Annotated in this window: 18 protein-coding genes and 1 tRNA gene; 14 read left to right on the top strand and 5 right to left on the bottom strand. The window is 61.1% G+C overall.

What is annotated here, in order from left to right; genetic code table 11:
- Nucleotides 1-7: 7 nt before the first annotated feature.
- The 6 genes from nrdR (at nucleotide 8) to RNA01_RS07690 (ending at nucleotide 6,279) form a co-directional block, all read left to right on the top strand.
- On the top strand, nucleotides 8-484 hold the full coding sequence (gene nrdR, locus RNA01_RS07665) for a transcriptional regulator NrdR (protein ID WP_147179373.1): 477 nt from the start codon (nucleotides 8-10) through the stop codon (nucleotides 482-484).
- A gap of 3 nt (nucleotides 485-487) precedes the next feature.
- On the top strand, nucleotides 488-1,615 hold the full coding sequence (gene ribD, locus RNA01_RS07670; protein ID WP_147179374.1) for a bifunctional diaminohydroxyphosphoribosylaminopyrimidine deaminase/5-amino-6-(5-phosphoribosylamino)uracil reductase RibD: 1,128 nt from the start codon (nucleotides 488-490) through the stop codon (nucleotides 1,613-1,615).
- 188 nt (nucleotides 1,616-1,803) lie between these two features.
- Nucleotides 1,804-2,262, top strand: a complete 459-nt coding sequence (gene ribH, locus RNA01_RS07675; RefSeq protein ID WP_147179375.1) for a 6,7-dimethyl-8-ribityllumazine synthase — start codon at nucleotides 1,804-1,806, stop codon at nucleotides 2,260-2,262.
- Nucleotides 2,263-2,268: 6 nt separating this feature from the next.
- The gene (nusB, locus tag RNA01_RS07680) at nucleotides 2,269-2,748 is read left to right on the top strand and encodes a transcription antitermination factor NusB (RefSeq protein WP_147179376.1); all 480 of its coding nucleotides are present in this window, start codon (nucleotides 2,269-2,271) and stop codon (nucleotides 2,746-2,748) included.
- 16 nt (nucleotides 2,749-2,764) lie between these two features.
- Complete coding sequence (locus RNA01_RS07685) at nucleotides 2,765-3,991, top strand: MFS transporter (RefSeq protein WP_147179377.1); 1,227 nt, start codon at nucleotides 2,765-2,767, stop codon at nucleotides 3,989-3,991.
- Between the two features lie 149 nt (nucleotides 3,992-4,140).
- A complete protein-coding gene (locus tag RNA01_RS07690) occupies nucleotides 4,141-6,279 on the top strand; it encodes a sodium-translocating pyrophosphatase (protein ID WP_147179378.1) in 2,139 nt (712 codons plus the stop codon).
- 104 nt (nucleotides 6,280-6,383) lie between these two features.
- Here the strand turns inward: RNA01_RS07690 and RNA01_RS07695 are convergent, their stop codons facing one another.
- A complete protein-coding gene (locus tag RNA01_RS07695; protein WP_147179379.1) occupies nucleotides 6,384-6,878 on the bottom strand; it encodes an outer membrane protein assembly factor BamE in 495 nt (164 codons plus the stop codon).
- A 266-nt stretch (nucleotides 6,879-7,144) separates the two neighbouring features.
- On the opposite strand from RNA01_RS07695, the gene RNA01_RS07700 reads away from it, so the two are divergent.
- The 6 genes from RNA01_RS07700 to RNA01_RS07725 all read left to right on the top strand — a co-directional run bounded on the left by RNA01_RS07700 (nucleotide 7,145) and on the right by RNA01_RS07725 (nucleotide 11,498).
- Entirely contained in the window at nucleotides 7,145-7,690 is a 546-nt protein-coding gene (locus RNA01_RS07700) for a ubiquinol-cytochrome C chaperone family protein (RefSeq protein ID WP_147179380.1), read from the top strand.
- A 1-nt stretch (nucleotide 7,691) separates the two neighbouring features.
- Nucleotides 7,692-8,255 carry a YceD family protein gene (locus RNA01_RS07705; RefSeq protein WP_147179381.1) on the top strand — a complete coding sequence of 188 codons (564 nt, stop codon included), beginning with the start codon at nucleotides 7,692-7,694 and terminating at the stop codon, nucleotides 8,253-8,255.
- A gap of 91 nt (nucleotides 8,256-8,346) precedes the next feature.
- On the top strand, nucleotides 8,347-9,393 hold the full coding sequence (gene plsX, locus RNA01_RS07710) for a phosphate acyltransferase PlsX (RefSeq protein WP_147179382.1): 1,047 nt from the start codon (nucleotides 8,347-8,349) through the stop codon (nucleotides 9,391-9,393).
- 20 nt (nucleotides 9,394-9,413) lie between these two features.
- Entirely contained in the window at nucleotides 9,414-10,385 is a 972-nt protein-coding gene (locus RNA01_RS07715) for a beta-ketoacyl-ACP synthase III (protein WP_147179383.1), read from the top strand.
- Between the two features lie 108 nt (nucleotides 10,386-10,493).
- The gene (locus RNA01_RS07720; protein WP_147179384.1) at nucleotides 10,494-10,832 is read left to right on the top strand and encodes an integration host factor subunit alpha; all 339 of its coding nucleotides are present in this window, start codon (nucleotides 10,494-10,496) and stop codon (nucleotides 10,830-10,832) included.
- A gap of 129 nt (nucleotides 10,833-10,961) precedes the next feature.
- A complete protein-coding gene (locus tag RNA01_RS07725) occupies nucleotides 10,962-11,498 on the top strand; it encodes a MerR family transcriptional regulator (protein WP_147179425.1) in 537 nt (178 codons plus the stop codon).
- 92 nt (nucleotides 11,499-11,590) lie between these two features.
- Here the strand turns inward: RNA01_RS07725 and RNA01_RS07730 are convergent, their stop codons facing one another.
- Nucleotides 11,591-11,917 (bottom strand): hypothetical protein, encoded by a 327-nt coding sequence (locus tag RNA01_RS07730; RefSeq protein WP_147179385.1) that lies wholly within the window; start codon nucleotides 11,915-11,917, stop codon nucleotides 11,591-11,593.
- Nucleotides 11,918-12,235: 318 nt separating this feature from the next.
- Between RNA01_RS07730 and RNA01_RS07735 the strand changes: the two genes are divergently transcribed.
- Together RNA01_RS07735 and RNA01_RS07740 are read left to right on the top strand one after the other, a co-directional pair.
- Nucleotides 12,236-12,312 (top strand) — tRNA-Pro (locus RNA01_RS07735).
- Nucleotides 12,313-12,525: 213 nt separating this feature from the next.
- Complete coding sequence (locus tag RNA01_RS07740; RefSeq protein ID WP_147179386.1) at nucleotides 12,526-13,542, top strand: extracellular catalytic domain type 1 short-chain-length polyhydroxyalkanoate depolymerase; 1,017 nt, start codon at nucleotides 12,526-12,528, stop codon at nucleotides 13,540-13,542.
- Between the two features lie 114 nt (nucleotides 13,543-13,656).
- Here RNA01_RS07740 and RNA01_RS23660 read toward each other — a convergent pair whose 3' ends face one another.
- The 3 genes from RNA01_RS23660 to RNA01_RS07750 form a co-directional block, all read right to left on the bottom strand.
- Nucleotides 13,657-13,806: a hypothetical protein gene (locus RNA01_RS23660; protein WP_170253392.1), complete on the bottom strand. Its 150-nt coding sequence runs from the start codon at nucleotides 13,804-13,806 to the stop codon at nucleotides 13,657-13,659.
- 71 nt (nucleotides 13,807-13,877) lie between these two features.
- Nucleotides 13,878-14,174 carry a hypothetical protein gene (locus RNA01_RS07745; RefSeq protein WP_147179387.1) on the bottom strand — a complete coding sequence of 99 codons (297 nt, stop codon included), beginning with the start codon at nucleotides 14,172-14,174 and terminating at the stop codon, nucleotides 13,878-13,880.
- 43 nt (nucleotides 14,175-14,217) lie between these two features.
- The gene (locus RNA01_RS07750; RefSeq protein WP_147179388.1) at nucleotides 14,218-15,363 is read right to left on the bottom strand and encodes a glycosyltransferase family 4 protein; all 1,146 of its coding nucleotides are present in this window, start codon (nucleotides 15,361-15,363) and stop codon (nucleotides 14,218-14,220) included.

Raw genomic sequence — 15,363 nt, forward strand, 5'->3', positions numbered from 1 at the left:
AAAGCGCATGCGCTGCCCGTTCTGCGGTTCGGAAGACACCCAGGTCAAGGATTCGCGTCCGGCGGAGGATAATACCTCCATCCGCCGGCGGCGAATTTGCCCGGATTGCGGAGGGCGTTTCACCACGTTCGAACGCGTGCAGCTGCGTGAGCTCATGGTCGTCAAGAAGACCGGACGTAAGGTCCTGTTTGACCGCAACAAGCTGGTGCGCTCGTTCCAGATCGCGCTCAGAAAGCGCCCGGTGGACAGCGAACGCATTGAGCGTGCCGTCTCCGGCATAGTCCGACGTTTGGAAAGCTCGGGTGAGTCGGAAATCTCCTCCGAGGCAATCGGCCTGCAGGTGCTTGAGGCATTGAAGAGTCTCGATGATGTCGGCTTCGTCCGCTACGCTTCCGTCTATCGAGACTTCTCCCATGCAGAGGATTTTGAGAACGTTATCGCCGAGATCAACGCCAAGATCTCTCGCGATAGCGGCATGGAATAGGCCATGTCGGGGGCGGCAGACGATGCGCGCTTCATGGCTGCTGCCATCGAACTGTCGCTGAAGCATCTGGGACAAACCTCCACCAATCCTTCCGTCGGCTGTTTGATTGTCAAGGACGGAGTGGTCGTCGGTCGCGGCGTGACTGCCAAGGGCGGGCGGCCACATGCCGAAGCGCTGGCGCTGAACGATGCGGGGGAAGCGGCGAGGGGGGCAACGGCTTATGTCACCCTCGAGCCCTGTTCCCATCACGGCAAAACCCCGCCTTGCGCCAATGCACTGGTAGCGGCGGGGATCGCCCGTGTTGTTGTTGCCGTGACCGATCCAGATGAGCGCGTATCCGGCCGGGGGCTGAAAATCCTGCGCGACGCCGGGATCGAGGTGACGAGCAGCGTGCTGGAGGAGGAGGGCCGGTGCGCACTTGCTGGCTACCTTACGCGTCAGACGAAGGGCCGGCCGTATGTGATTCTGAAACTTGCCGTTTCTGCCGATGGCATGATCGGTCGAAGGGGAGAGGGGCAGGTTGCGATCACCGGCCCAATGGCCCGCAACCAGGTGCAGCTTCTGAGGTCAGTGACGGATGCGATCCTTGTCGGTGTTGGCACTGCAATGGTCGATGATCCAGAACTGACGGTGCGTCTTGAGGGGCTGGAGGATCGGTCGCCGATCCGCATCGTCCTCGACCGGCGCCTCGAGCTGCCGATCGGTTCAAAGCTTGCCAGGACGGCGCGGGAGGTCCCGGTGATTGTCGTATGCGGTGCGTTAGCGCCAGTCCCGGAAGACAGGGTTTCCGAAGCGGCTGGGCCAGACAATCGCGCCGCGCGCAAGGCCGCGCTCGAGGCTATGGGTGTTGAGGTGCTCGAAGCCCCGGATCTTGATTGCCTATTGCTGGGCTTGGCCAGTCGCGGGATTTCCTCCCTGCTCGTCGAGGGAGGTGCGCGCGTCGCAGCAGATTTCCTCGCGGCCGATCTGGTCGATGAGATCGACCTCTATCAGGGTGACGTCTCGGTGGGCCCTGATGGCATAGCCTCGCCCGTGACTCGCGAAACCATTCCGCAAACTTTCCGCCCCTTGCGCTCTCAGCACCTGGGATCCGACCGCCTCGATATTTTCGAGCGGGTACGTAAGGACTGACGGAAAAGGTCCGGCTGCTGTCTCAGCCGTATCCGTTGCTATGGTCGGCCGGCGTGCGCGAATTTGCCCGGCTGGAAGTGCCAATAGGCGGATATGCGGAAAAACACTTGCCAAGCCCGGTGCGCCGTGGTTTGACCGCCGTCTGTCCGGCTTTGCGCCGTATTCTCCTGAAAACCGGGGTTCCGATCATGTCGAAGAAGAAATCTGCACCGCATCTCCTGATCGTTGAGGCACGCTTCTATGACGACATGGCCGATGCCCTGTTGGACGGGGCCAAGACGGCTCTCGATGAAGCGGGGGCCACCTACGACATCGTCACCGTTCCCGGTGCGCTGGAAATTCCGCCGGCCATCTCGATGGCGCTCGACGCTGCCGACGAGGAAGGCGTCGAGTATGACGGTTTCGTCGCACTCGGCATGGTGATCCGTGGCGAAACCTATCATTTCGAAATTGTCTCGAACGAATCCTGCCGCGCGCTGATGGATCTCGCCGTTTCCGAATCGCTCGCGATCGGCAATGGCATTCTGACTGTCGAAAACGAGGCGCAGGCCTGGGCGCGCGCGCAGCGTTCGGACAAGGACAAGGGCGGTTTTGCGGCTCGCGCCGCATTGGCGATGATCGCGCTCAAGAAGAAACTGGGTAACTGAACGAACATGTCGACGGAAGACAAACAGCCGATCAAGACCGCCAATCAGCGCGGCGCGGCGCGTCTCGCTGCGGTGCAGGCGCTTTATCAGATGGATATTGGCGGCACTGGTGTGCTGGAAGTGGTCAGCGAATACGAGACCCATCGCCTCGGGCAGGAAGTCGACGGCGAGACCTATTTGAAGGCGGACGCCTCGTGGTTTCGCTCGATTGTTGCCGGCGTCGTTCGCGATCAGAAGGCGATCGACCCGATGATCGCCGGCGTACTGCAGGACGATTGGGCGCTGTCGCGCATCGACAGCACGGTGCGGGCCATTCTGCGCGCCGGCACGTTTGAACTGCTCGAGCGCAAGGATGTGCCCGTTCCGGTCATCGTCACGGAATATGTCGAGATCGCCCGCGCCTTCTTCGAGGACGAGGAGCCGAAGCTCGTCAACGCCGTGCTCGACCGGATCGCCAAGCAGGTCCGCAGCCCCGCCAAGAAGTAATCTCAAGGAACAGGACATGGCCGCTCACGAGTCGCAAGGGTTGGACGGCCAGCTGCGCGCTGCCAAGCGCAACGTGTCGATCCTCACTGTCGCGCAGTCGATCCTCGGGTCGGCGGCTCCCTTGAGTTTTTCGGTCGGCGGCCTGGCCGGATTTCAACTGCTCGGCGCCGACAAGTCGCTGGCGACCGCACCGCTTACCGGTTTCAATGTCGGTGTGGCACTGGGTGCCATCGTGGTCGCGGCGGCATCGCGTTTCCTTGGCCGTCGCGAGAGCTTCATGGTCGGTGCGCTGATGGGCGCGATCGGCGGAAGTGTTGCGGCGCTGGCGCTGTTCCGCTCCGAGTTCTGGCTGTTTGCTTTTGGTCTTCTGTTGATCGGTCTCTCAGGCGGCTTTACCCAGAAGATTCGTTTCGCCGCCGCCGATGCCTCGCCGACCTTCTTCAAGGGCAAGGCGATTTCCTGGATCCTCGCCGGCGGCATCGTTTCGGCCATCGTCGGTCCGCAGCTGGCGATCTGGCTCAAGGATTGGATGGCGCCGGTAACCTTCGCCGGCGCCTTCATGGGCCTGGTTCCGCTTATGCTTCTTGCCATCGTCGTGCTCGCCTTCCTCAGGCTGCCCGATACCTCGTCCAAGGCAGCTGGCGGCGAACCGGCACGGCCGCTGCGCGAAATCGTGGTGACGCAGCGCTTCATCACCGGCATGATATGCGGCATTAGCTCCTACGCCCTGATGACCTTCATGATGACGGGCGCGCCGCTTGCCATGGTCGTCGGCTGCGGTTTCTCCTCTGATCTTGCCACGCTCGGCATCCAGTGGCACGTCATCGCCATGTTCGCGCCAAGCTTCTTCACCGGCATGCTGATCTCCCGCTTCGGTACGGAGAAGGTTGTCGCAACAGGCTTGATCATCCTGATGGGCTGCGCGATCGTCGCCCATATGGGCGTTGATTTGTGGAACTTCTGGCTTGCCCTCGTCCTGCTTGGCATCGGCTGGAACTTCGGCTTTATCGGGGCGACGGCGATCGTCGCCTCAAGCTACCGCCCGCAAGAGGCAGACAAGGTCCAGGGCTTCCACGACATTGTGCTGTTCGGCACCGTGGCGCTGTCGTCCTTCTCGTCCGGCAAGGTCTTCTCCGCTTTCGGCTGGTCGGTGATGAACCTCGTCATATGGCCCGTGGCCATCGTCTGTCTGATCCTGGTAGTCCTGCAAATGCGCGCCGCCGCCCGCAATGGTCGCGTCTGATCGCCGCGGGCTGTGACCCCACCGGGGGTTGACGTTAAGGAAACCGCAACGCAATCTCACCGCAAGTCCGGAGACCTCTGGAGGAGGGGCCAGACCGGACGTCACCGCCCGCGGGAAGTGAGGCGCGGGCAATACGGGAGGTATTGCGAATGACAGTGCTTTTAGGCGTCATATTCTGCGGTTTGCTTTCGGTGGCTTATGCGGTCTGGGCGACGCGCTCGGTTCTGGCCGCCGATCAGGGCAATGCCCGCATGCAAGAAATTGCCGGTTATATTCGTGAAGGTGCCCAAGCCTATCTCGCGCGCCAATACCTCACCATTGCCCTTGTCGGCGTCGTTGTGTTCATCGCTGCCTGGCTATTGTTGTCCGTCACCGCTGCTATCGGCTTCCTGATCGGCGCGGTCCTGTCCGGCGCCGCCGGCTTCATCGGCATGCACGTCTCGGTTCGCGCCAATGTCCGCACGGCCCAGGCTTCGTCCCAGAGCCTTGCCGCCGGCCTGGACATCGCCTTCAAGTCCGGCGCGATTACCGGCATGCTGGTGGCCGGTCTCGCCCTTCTGGGGGTGTCAGTCTATTTCTATGTCCTGACAGTTGTGCTGGGTCATGAGGGCGGTTCGCGCGAAGTGATTGATGCGCTTGTCTCGCTCGGCTTCGGCGCTTCGCTGATCTCGATCTTCGCCCGTCTCGGCGGCGGCATCTTCACCAAGGGGGCGGACGTCGGCGGTGACCTCGTCGGCAAGGTCGAGGCCGGCATTCCGGAGGATGATCCGCGCAACCCGGCGACCATTGCCGACAATGTCGGCGACAATGTCGGCGACTGCGCCGGCATGGCCGCCGATCTGTTCGAGACCTATGCGGTCTCGGTCGTCGCTACCATGGTGCTCGCCGCAATCTTCTTTGCCGGTTCCGCTGTTCTGGACGTCGCGATGATCTATCCGCTCGCCATTTGCGCGGCGTGCATCATCACCTCGATCATCGGCACCTTCTTCGTCAAGCTCGGCACGAACGGCTCGATCATGGGCGCCCTCTACAAGGGCCTGATCGTCACCGGAGGGCTTTCGATCCTCGGCCTCGGAGCCGCGACCTCGCTGACCATCGGTTGGGGTTCGATCGGCAATGTCGCAGGCATGGACATCACCGGCTGGAACCTGTTCATCTGTGGCATTCTCGGCCTTGTGGTCACCGCACTGATCGTTGTCATCACCGAATACTACACCGGCAGCAATAAGCGGCCGGTCATCTCGATCGCCCAGGCTTCGGTCACCGGCCATGGCACCAATGTCATCCAGGGGCTTGCCGTCTCGCTGGAATCCACGGCGCTCCCGGCGATCGTCATCGTCGGCGGCATCATCTCCACTTATCAGCTGGCCGGTTTGTTCGGCACGGCGATCGCCGTGACAACCATGCTTGGCTTGGCCGGCATGATCGTCGCACTCGACGCCTTCGGACCTGTCACCGACAATGCCGGCGGTATTGCGGAAATGGCCGGTCTGCCACCGGAGGTTCGCAAGTCGACCGATGCGCTCGATGCGGTCGGCAACACGACCAAGGCCGTGACCAAGGGGTATGCGATTGGCTCCGCTGGTCTCGGCGCCCTAGTGCTGTTCGCGGCTTATTCGAACGATCTCGCCTATTTTGCCGCCAATGGCGAGACGTATCCATACTTCGCGAACATGGGCGATATTTCGTTCAGCCTCTCCAACCCCTATGTTGTCGCCGGCCTGATCTTCGGGGGGCTTATCCCCTATCTGTTCGGCGGCATCGCCATGACTGCGGTGGGACGTGCGGCTGGCTCGATCGTTGAAGAGGTTCGCCGCCAATTCCGGGAAAACCCGGGCATCATGCTCGGCACGGTCAAGCCGGATTACGGCCGCGCGGTCGACATGCTGACCAAGGCTGCGATCCGGGAGATGATCATTCCCTCGCTGCTGCCGGTGCTCGCCCCGCTGGTCGTCTATTTCGGTGTGCTGCTGATCTCTGGCTCCAAGGCCTCGGCCTTTGCCGCGCTTGGCGCCTCTCTGCTCGGCGTTATCGTCAATGGCCTGTTCGTGGCGATCTCGATGACCTCCGGCGGCGGTGCCTGGGACAATGCCAAGAAGAGCTTCGAGGATGGCTTCATCGACAAGGATGGCGTCAAGCATCTCAAGGGCTCTGAAGCGCACAAGGCCTCAGTCACTGGCGATACGGTTGGCGACCCTTACAAGGATACGGCGGGACCGGCGGTCAATCCGGCGATCAAGATCACCAACATTGTTGCCTTGCTGCTGCTTGCCGTTCTCGCCGGGTAGCGGTTGGAGCCGCGGAGAACGCAAAAAAGAAAACCGCGGAAGGCGACTTCCGCGGTTTTGCTTTTGAAGGATAGGAAGCCCGACTGGGGCTTCCGGAGCGGCGGTCAGCCGCCGAGCATGTTCTTGATGCTGTTGGCCGCGCCGCCGCCACCGGACAGGATCTGCTGCAGGAAGGTCAGATCCTTGCCGCCCGTCGGGGTCGTGCGCGAGATCATGTCGAAGACCTTGCCGTCCTTCATCGTGTAGTTGGCGCGCTGCGCAACCACGCCCTGCTTGTCGAAATAGATCGCCAGGACCTGCTGTTCGACCAGCTTCTGTTTCATGAAGGCGACCGAACGCGTCCGTGTCTGGGAAATATAGTAGAAGACCTCGCCGTCGAACGTGGCCGTGGTAGAGGGCGTGCCGAGCGACAGCAATACCTGTTCACGGCTGGAGCCGACTGGCACGAGCTCAAGCGCGTCCTTATCGACCACATAGCCGTTATGGAACACTTCGGACGTGGTGCAGCCGGAAAGACTGGCGACCGAAAGGGCGAGGGCGAGGGCCGTGCAGCCGAGAACTTTTCTGTTCGATCCGAGATACCGCATTTCCAACGACACGTCTCCAATGACTCTAATCGACCGCCCGGAGGGCGCGGCCACCAACCTGATGCGCATACCATTGTGGCGTTTCCGGGGACGGAGCTTCGACCGCATCACCCTTCTCTCGGGCGGGTCGGAAACTCACCGGCGACGGCCCGGAGGTTCGGACCGGGCGGCAAAACGGCATTGCAATTCACGTCTGCTTCGGTAAACCAGCTTTCGCAATCATGCAACACGACCCGGAGCGGGCGAGCCTGTTCCTTGGGTTCTTTTTGGTAAAATGAATGCTATTCGGATTCTTCCGGCAAAAAAAACATAATCGGATTATCGTCGAGCGCCAGTATGCGGCCTTGACTGCTGCGGCCCGTACGCCCGTGTTCTACGCCGAACTCGCCGTTCCTGACACGGTCATGGGCCGTTTCGAAATGCTGTCGCTCGTGCTGATCCTCTACTTCCGACGGACCCGGCAATCGGCGCGAAGCGGTCAGGAGATCGCGCAGGAGATCGTCGATGCCTTCTTCGAGGACGTCGACCACTCCATCCGTGAGCTGGGGATCGGTGATCAGGGCGTGCCGAAGCGCATGAAAAAACTGGCCGGGATGTTTTATGGTCGGCTGGAATCCTATTCGGTGGCGCTTGATAAAGATGATCGCGTGCTGTTGGCGTCCGCCCTGCGGCGCAATATATATCCGGAAACGGGTGAGGAAGCGCCAGAGATGGAAGGTCTCGCCGGATGGATGGTGGACGCCGAGCGCAAGCTCAGCGCCGTTGACGAGGAGGTCGTCGTAACCGGCAATGTCCGTATCGCCCCTCCCGGAGGTTCGCTCTAGAATGAGTTCGCGTAAAAATAATGTCGGTGGTCCGGCTTTTTCCTATCTGGTAAAGGTCGGCCACGTGTCGGCCAATCCGGTCCAGGTCCATGTCGAAGCGGATGAGCGCGAATGCGCTGCGCTCGCCGAGCTGTGGCAGGTGGAGGCAGTCAACCGGCTTTCCGCCGATCTGCAGATCAACCGGTGGAAGAGGGACGGCATCCGCATCAAAGGACGGGTCGACGGTGAAATCGTGCAGGCATGCGTGGTAACGCTCGAGCCTGTGGTCGGACAGATCTCGCAGGAGATCGATCAGATTTTCGTACCCGAAGGCTCCAAGCTCGCGCGTATCGTCACCGATGAGGCGGGTGAAATGGTGCTTGATCCGGAAGGGCCGGATCTTCCGGAAACCTTCGTTGGAGATACGATCGACGCGGGTGCGGTCGTGGCTGAGTTCGCCGCGCTCAATATCGATCCCTATCCGAAGAAGCCCGGAGTTGAGTTTTCCGGCCATATCGAGAGCGGCGAAGACGATGATCGTCGTCCGTCCCCTTTTGCCGCGCTGAAGGACTGGAAAAAGGACTGACCGCGGCCAGGGCATCGGCGAATTGGGTTGTACGGCACGGTGAAAACGGTATTTTGGCCGAAATTTCGCCCGGCAGAAGGATCAGGCTTAGGTGATCAGAATTTCTCTTGACGTCATGGGGGGCGACTTCGGCCCTGAAGTCGTCATCCCCGGTGCTGCCAAAGCGCTGGAGCGGCATCCAGACATCCAGTTCGTGCTGTTCGGTCAGCAGGAGCGGTGCCTTCCGCTTATCGCCCAATATCCGAAGCTGAAGGAAAAATCGGTCTTCCATCACTGCGACATAGCCGTCGGCATGGACGAGAAGCCAAGTCAGGCGCTGCGTCGCGGTCGGTATGTCTCCAGCATGTGGCGCTCGATCGAGGCGGTGAAGACAGGGCAGGCCGATGTTGTGGTGTCTGCCGGCAATACCGGCGCGCTGATGGCCATGTCCAAATTCTGTTTGCGCACGATGGCGACCATCGAGCGCCCGGCGATCGCCGCCATCTGGCCGACGCTCTCGGGTGAGAGCATCGTTCTCGACGTGGGCGCGACGATCGGCGCCGATGCCCAGCAGCTTCTTGACTTCGCCTTGATGGGCGGCGCCATGGCGCGTGCCCTGTTCGAGGTGGAAAAGCCACTCGTCGGTCTGCTCAACGTTGGTGTGGAAGAGATCAAGGGGCAGGAAGAGGTCAAGGAGGCCGGGCGGATGCTCCGCGAGGCTGGCCTCGACACGATCGACTATTACGGTTTTGTCGAAGGCGATGACCTCGGCAAAGGTACGGTGGATGTAGTCGTGACCGAGGGCTTCACGGGCAATATCGCGCTGAAGACGGCAGAAGGCACGGCTCGGCAGCTTGCCGAATATCTGCGGGCGGCCATGTCGCGCACACTGCTGGCCAAGATCGGCTATCTGTTGGCCAAGGGCGCATTCGACCAACTGCGCGAGAAGATGGATCCGCGCAAAGTCAACGGTGGTGTCTTCCTTGGCCTGAACGGTATCGTGATCAAGAGCCACGGCGGGACCGATGCCGAGGGCTTCGCCGCAGCCATCGATGTCGGTTACGACATGGTGCGCAACGGCCTGACGCAAAAAATCGAAAATGATCTGAAGAAATATCATGCCCGGCATCCGTCCTCGGCGGGACCGGAAGCTGCATGATCGACGAGGCAAGGAAGACAATGATCCGTTCTGTAGTTCGCGGTTTCGGGGCAGCGCTCCCGAAGCGGGTGGTGACCAATCGCGAATTGGAGGAAACGGTTGATACCTCCGATGAGTGGATTGTCCAGCGCACCGGCATTCGCCAGCGTTATGTCGCAGGCGAGGGGGAGACTACGGCGTCGCTCGGTGCTGAAGCCGCCCAGAACGCGCTCGACAATGCCGGGCTGACAGTTGCCGACATCGACTTGATCATCTGCGCGACTTCCACGCCTGACAACACATTTCCGGCGACCGCCGTCAATATTCAAAACCGCCTCGGCATGCACCACGGCTTCGCCTTCGATCTGCAGGCGGTCTGTTCGGGCTTCGTTTTCGCGATGTCGACCGCCGACCTGCACATCCGCTGCGGCATGGCCAAGCGGGTTCTGGTAATCGGCGCCGAAACCTTCTCGCGCATCCTTGACTGGACGGACCGCACCACATGCGTTCTGTTCGGCGATGGCGCTGGTGCGCTGGTGCTGGAGGCAATGGAGTGTGAGGGTAGCGATACCGATCGCGGTGTGCTGACGTCGCAACTGCGCTCGGACGGTGCGCACAAGGACAAGCTCTTTGTTGACGGCGGTCCCTCGACCACCGGGACGGTCGGTCACTTGCGCATGGAAGGTCGTGAAGTCTTCAAGCATGCGGTCGGGATGATCACCGATGTAATCGAGGCGGCCTTTACCGCGACCGGCACCACCGCAGCCGATATCGACTGGCTGGTGCCGCATCAGGCCAACCGTCGCATCATTGACGCGTCGGCCAAGAAACTCGGCATTCCGCTGGAAAAGGTCGTGGTCACGGTTGACCTTCACGGCAATACCTCGGCGGCCTCGATTCCTCTCGCCCTTTCGGTCGCGGCTGCCGACGGGCGCATCAAGCAGGGCGACCTCGTCATGCTCGAGGCCATGGGCGGCGGTTTCACCTGGGGCGCGGTGCTGCTGCGCTGGTAGTTGCGGGATGCGAAATAAAGGATTTTTAACAAGCGCTTGACCGTCAAGCCCAAGGGCAATACTCTCTGGCCAATTCAACAAGATCATTGATTTAGGCGGACGGAAACCATGGCCGGTAAGACAGTGACGCGAGCGGATTTGGCGGAATCGGTCTTTCGCAAGGTGGGGCTCTCCCGCACCGAGTCGGCGGAACTGGTCGAAACGGTGATCGATGAGATCTGCAATGCCATCGTGCGCGGCGAAATTGTCAAGCTTTCGTCGTTCGCCACCTTCCAGGTCCGTAGCAAGAACGAACGAATTGGGCGCAATCCCAAGACCGGCGAAGAAGTGCCGATCTCGCCGCGTCGGGTCATGACGTTCAAGGCGTCCAATGTGCTCAAACAGCGGATTTTGCGCTCACATTTGCAGCGCAAGGCGAAACAGAAGCCACAGAACCCAGCCGCCTGAGCCGCGAAAGCCGTGGACCGTTTGGCGCGCCCTGCCGTTGCACTTGAATTCCTGACTGTAAATCGTTGAAATAACCGGCGAGTCGCGGCACATGCCGCACGATGCCCGTGCAGGAGCGGCAAGATGCAGTTGGACAAAAGCCCGGATGCCTTTCGCACGATCAGCGAGGTCGCGGATGACCTTGATCTGCCACAGCACGTCTTGCGCTTCTGGGAAACGCGCTTTCCGCAGATAAAGCCGATGAAACGCGGCGGCGGTCGCCGCTATTATCGCCCCGATGATGTGGAGTTGCTCAAAGGGATCCGGCACCTGCTTTATGATCAGGGCTATACGATCAAGGGCGTGCAGAAGCTTCTCAAGACGAATGGCAACAAGTTCGTCATGGCGGTTGCCAGCGGCGATGTGGCGACCATGGAAGCGCTGGTTGCTGCTGGGGCTGCCAAGACGGATGAGCCGACGCTGGGGCCGCCGGAAGACGACCAGATTGTCGGGCGTGCCAAGGCAAAGACGAGCGGTCGCTTCTTCGGCTTCGGCGGTGGCGACGACGACATGCCGGAGATCTCGGTCGGTAAGGGAAGTTCGGTGGGCAAAGAAGATCGTGCCCTGTTACAGGAAGCCCTCTTTGATCTCCTGGAGTGCAAGCGCCTGCTCGACCAGGTACGCTGATCGTTATCTTAGGCCTTCGGGAGGAGAGCTACAGCCTGGCTCACTCAAATGAAGCGGACGGCCCTTGGGGCCGCCCGCCTTGACGTGTCTCGTCAGGCCGCTACGCTCAAGCTGTAGGTCCCGGCATCACTGAAGGACAACGACGGGGTGTTCGCCGTGGCGTCATCGGCATCGCCATCGTTTACTTCGCTGCCGCTCGGGCTTTCGTCTCCATCCGGAGTTGCTGCCATGTCCGATCCCTTGGAGGCGGAGGAAAGGATCAGGTCGCCGTAGCCGGAAAACGACTGGCTCGCGCTTGAGACGGAGACGCTTGGGGATGAGATCTCGCTGGATGCACCGGCCTTTGTCGGTGCTTGTGGCTGGGCTGGTCTGGTCGCCGCATAGGCCGCGACAGAGCCGGCAGTTTCAATTGCATTCATTGTCAGTCTACCTCTCCCGGCCTCAGCCTCATGCGATCGGACGGGACGTTTGACGCGACGGCCTCATCCCGACGCAAGCCTTGTCGCAGCAAGCGCCGAGGGCGAGGCTGCCACGGCGCCGTCCGCCGGGCCCTCAAGCACTGGGAGCCACCATGATCCGTCGATCATAATTGCTCGTAGCTGACGAATGGCTGACGGTGCGGGAGTTTCGTCGCTCACTGCAAAATTTCTCAATGCGCGCGTTTTTTTCTGCCTTCGTTTTTTACCACTTGCGCACTGCGATCGGAGCGACTATTGGGAACAGGCTTTCGAGCAGGTCGGGGCGTAGCGCAGCCCGGTAGCGCACTTGACTGGGGGTCAAGGGGTCGTCGGTTCAAATCCGGCCGCCCCGACCATTAAAATCTTGATATCCCAGCAAAATAGTCAATTCACCGGAATAAGAGGAACATCGCCCGCCGGGCGCTTCGTTCAGTCTTGGCGCTTTCTGCCCTATAATTGCTGCGTCGCAGCACTATATACGCAAGATGTCCGTCGGTTGGGAGCCGGAGCGAACGACGGATCTCCAAGGGGAGTGACACTTCGAGTTATCGAAAAGGAATTCCTTTTTCATGCGCCTCAAGATCCCCATGCCTTGGTCCTTCGTCCTTGGCCAGCAGAAAAAGCTACAGAAGAAGCTCTTGAAGACCGTGCCGTCCCTTCCGCTTGTTGAGCCGGCGAAGCCGAGGAATGTGCGTGTCTTGCGCCCACGCTTACGGGAAGTGGAGGGCTTTGGGACCAATCCAGGTCATCTGCGCATGCTGGAATATGTGCCACCGAAGGCGCGGGTGGGAGCGCCCTTGGTCGTCGTCCTGCACGGCTGTCTGCAGACGGCGGGGGATTTCGACAAGGGAAGCGGTTGGAGCACGCTGGCGCGCGAGCACGGGTTCGTGCTGCTCTATCCCGAGCAGCGCAAGTCGAACAATCCCAATCTTTGTTTCAACTGGTTCCGGCCGAGCGCCGTGGCGCGTGATCGCGGCGAACTGATGTCTGTGCGCCAGATGATCGAAAACGCCTGTGTTCGGCATCGTGTCGATCGCAAGCGGATCTATGTCCAGGGCCTGTCGGCAGGCGGGGGCATGGCGTCGGCGCTGTTGGCAACCTATCCGGAACTGTTCGCCGCCGGCCAGATCGTCGCCGGCGTTCCTTTCGGCGCCGCGCGCGATGCCATGTCGGCCTTGTCGGTGATGAAGTCAGGGGTCAATCGCACGCCCCGCGAATGGGGGGACCTCGTGCGTGCCGTTACGCCCGAAATCAAGAAGCGGCCTCTGGTGTCGATCTGGCATGGTACGGCCGATCAGGTCGTATCAGTCGTCAATGCGCGAGCGACGCTGTTGCAATGGCTGGACCTCTATGGCCTCGACGAAGCGGCCGGAACGTCGAAGACGATCAAAGGTCACACCGTAATGACCTGGTATGACGCAAAGGGCAGGGCGTTGGTTGAGTTCTGCCTGATCGATGGCCTCGCCCATGGTCTGCCGATCGCGGCACGGCGCACAGCGGCGATGACCAGCAGCATGCCCTTCATGTTGGAGGGCGGTCTCAGCGCGCCGGCCCATATGGTGCGGACTTTCATGGCCCTGCGCTGATCGAGGCGCTGTTTTCTCGCCACGACAAAAGAAAGCCCGGGATGACCCCAGGCTTTCTTTAAAAGTTGCATTCCGCTTAAGCTGGCTAAGTTACCTTGCCGCCGAATCGTGAACTTATTTCTGCTCTATGGAAACGCCATCACGACCGATGCTGAGTTCCACGCCCTGCGGTTTCGTCTCCTCGCGGTAGACGTATATCCCCAGCCCGATGACCACGACGGTAAGTGCACCGATGACGAGGTAGAGGCCGTTGTTCCGATTCATGCGTTGCTCCTGTCGGTATTTCACAGGCGCATAACGCGGCAGAACTTTCTTTGTTCCCTTGCCGCAGACAATCAGCCGTCGTTGGTGGCGTTGAGATTTTCCGGCCGCAAACCGTCGTCAGTGTCATGGCGCGCGGCAAGCCTCACACCCATGCCGCCGGGCGGGCAGTCGCCATCGCCAACAAAGCTGATCCCTGCTTTCTCCAGTCCGGCACGCAGGGCAAGAATGACTGCCGGTTCGATCGTGGCAGATGTCTCACCCTCTACCTGCAAGATCATAAAGGCGGACACGCCGCTTTGCGCCGAGACCTGGTCGACGGTTAGACCGAGAAGCGCGCGGGCGGCGCGAACTTGTGCTGCTGTGATCATGAAAAGGAATATGGCGAATATGCACGAAAAATCAATCGCTCGTTCAGCCGACTATTGACCGTCGGTAGATGTCGAGGGTCTGCTCGACCATGGTATCCACGCTGTAGCGGCCACTGCGTTGCCTGGCCGCATCCGCGAAGCGCGCTCGTGTGGGACCGTCTCCGAGCCTCCGCATAGCCGCCGCGAGGGGCGCTGTATCATCCGCATTCGGCACGACAATCCCGTTGACCTCGTGATCCAGCACGTTGGACGTGCCGCCAACATCGGTAAGGATGAGCGGCAGTCCGGCCGTAGCAGCCTCCAGCATGACGTAGGACATGGCCTCGTAGCGGCTGGTCATGACCAGCGCGTCAAAGGCTTGTAGCGCTTCCGCTCCCGGTAGATCAGCGTCGATGACGACACGGTCCGCGATGCCGGCCGCACCGATCTGCTGTCGCACGTCGGTCTCAAGCTCGCCGCTTCCGATGATCAGCAGGTGGGCTTGCGGCATCTCGCGGGCGATGGTGGCGAAGGCGGAGATCAGCCGTTCCGGAGCCTTCTGGGCGGAGAGCCGGCCGATGAAGCCGAAGACCAGTGCGTCTTGCGGCAAGCCGAAGCGGTCACGTATCGCCGAGCGCTGTCCTGTCGGCATAGCCGGAACCCCGTTGACGACAACCTCGAGTTTGCGGGCCGGAATGCCGAGGCTGAGTGCGTGGTCATACTCATTCTGCGAAACGCAGATCAGCCGGTCGGTCAGGAAGCGGCCGAGAAAGCCTTCGATGGCGCCGAAGAGGATGCGTCCCTTCGATGAGAGGTTGGGGTCCATCGTGCGGAAGGCGTGCGGTGTGTAGATGCGCGGGACATGCGGGCCGGGCAACCGGAGACGGGTGAGCGCTCCGGCCTTGGAACTGTGGCCATGGATGATATCGAACGGGCCTTGGTCGTGGATCACCCGGCTGAGGGTGATCCACGCGCCAAGGTCCTTCGGCCCCACCGCCCGCAGCATCGGCAGGGCGATGACATTGCCGAGGTTTAGTGCGGCAAGCTCGCGCACGAAGCGCTCCTCGGCCCGCACCGGCGAATAGACTGCCACCACGCTATGGCCGCGGGCCTTGAGGCCCTGGCATAGGTCGATGAAATGACGGCCTGAGCCGCCGCCGCTTGGTTCGAGCACTTCGAGAATGCGCAATTGTGACTCGTTTGCTTGCAT

This window comes from Paenirhizobium naphthalenivorans (assembly GCF_007992095.1).
GTDB classification, from domain to species: domain Bacteria; phylum Pseudomonadota; class Alphaproteobacteria; order Rhizobiales; family Rhizobiaceae; genus Allorhizobium; species Allorhizobium naphthalenivorans.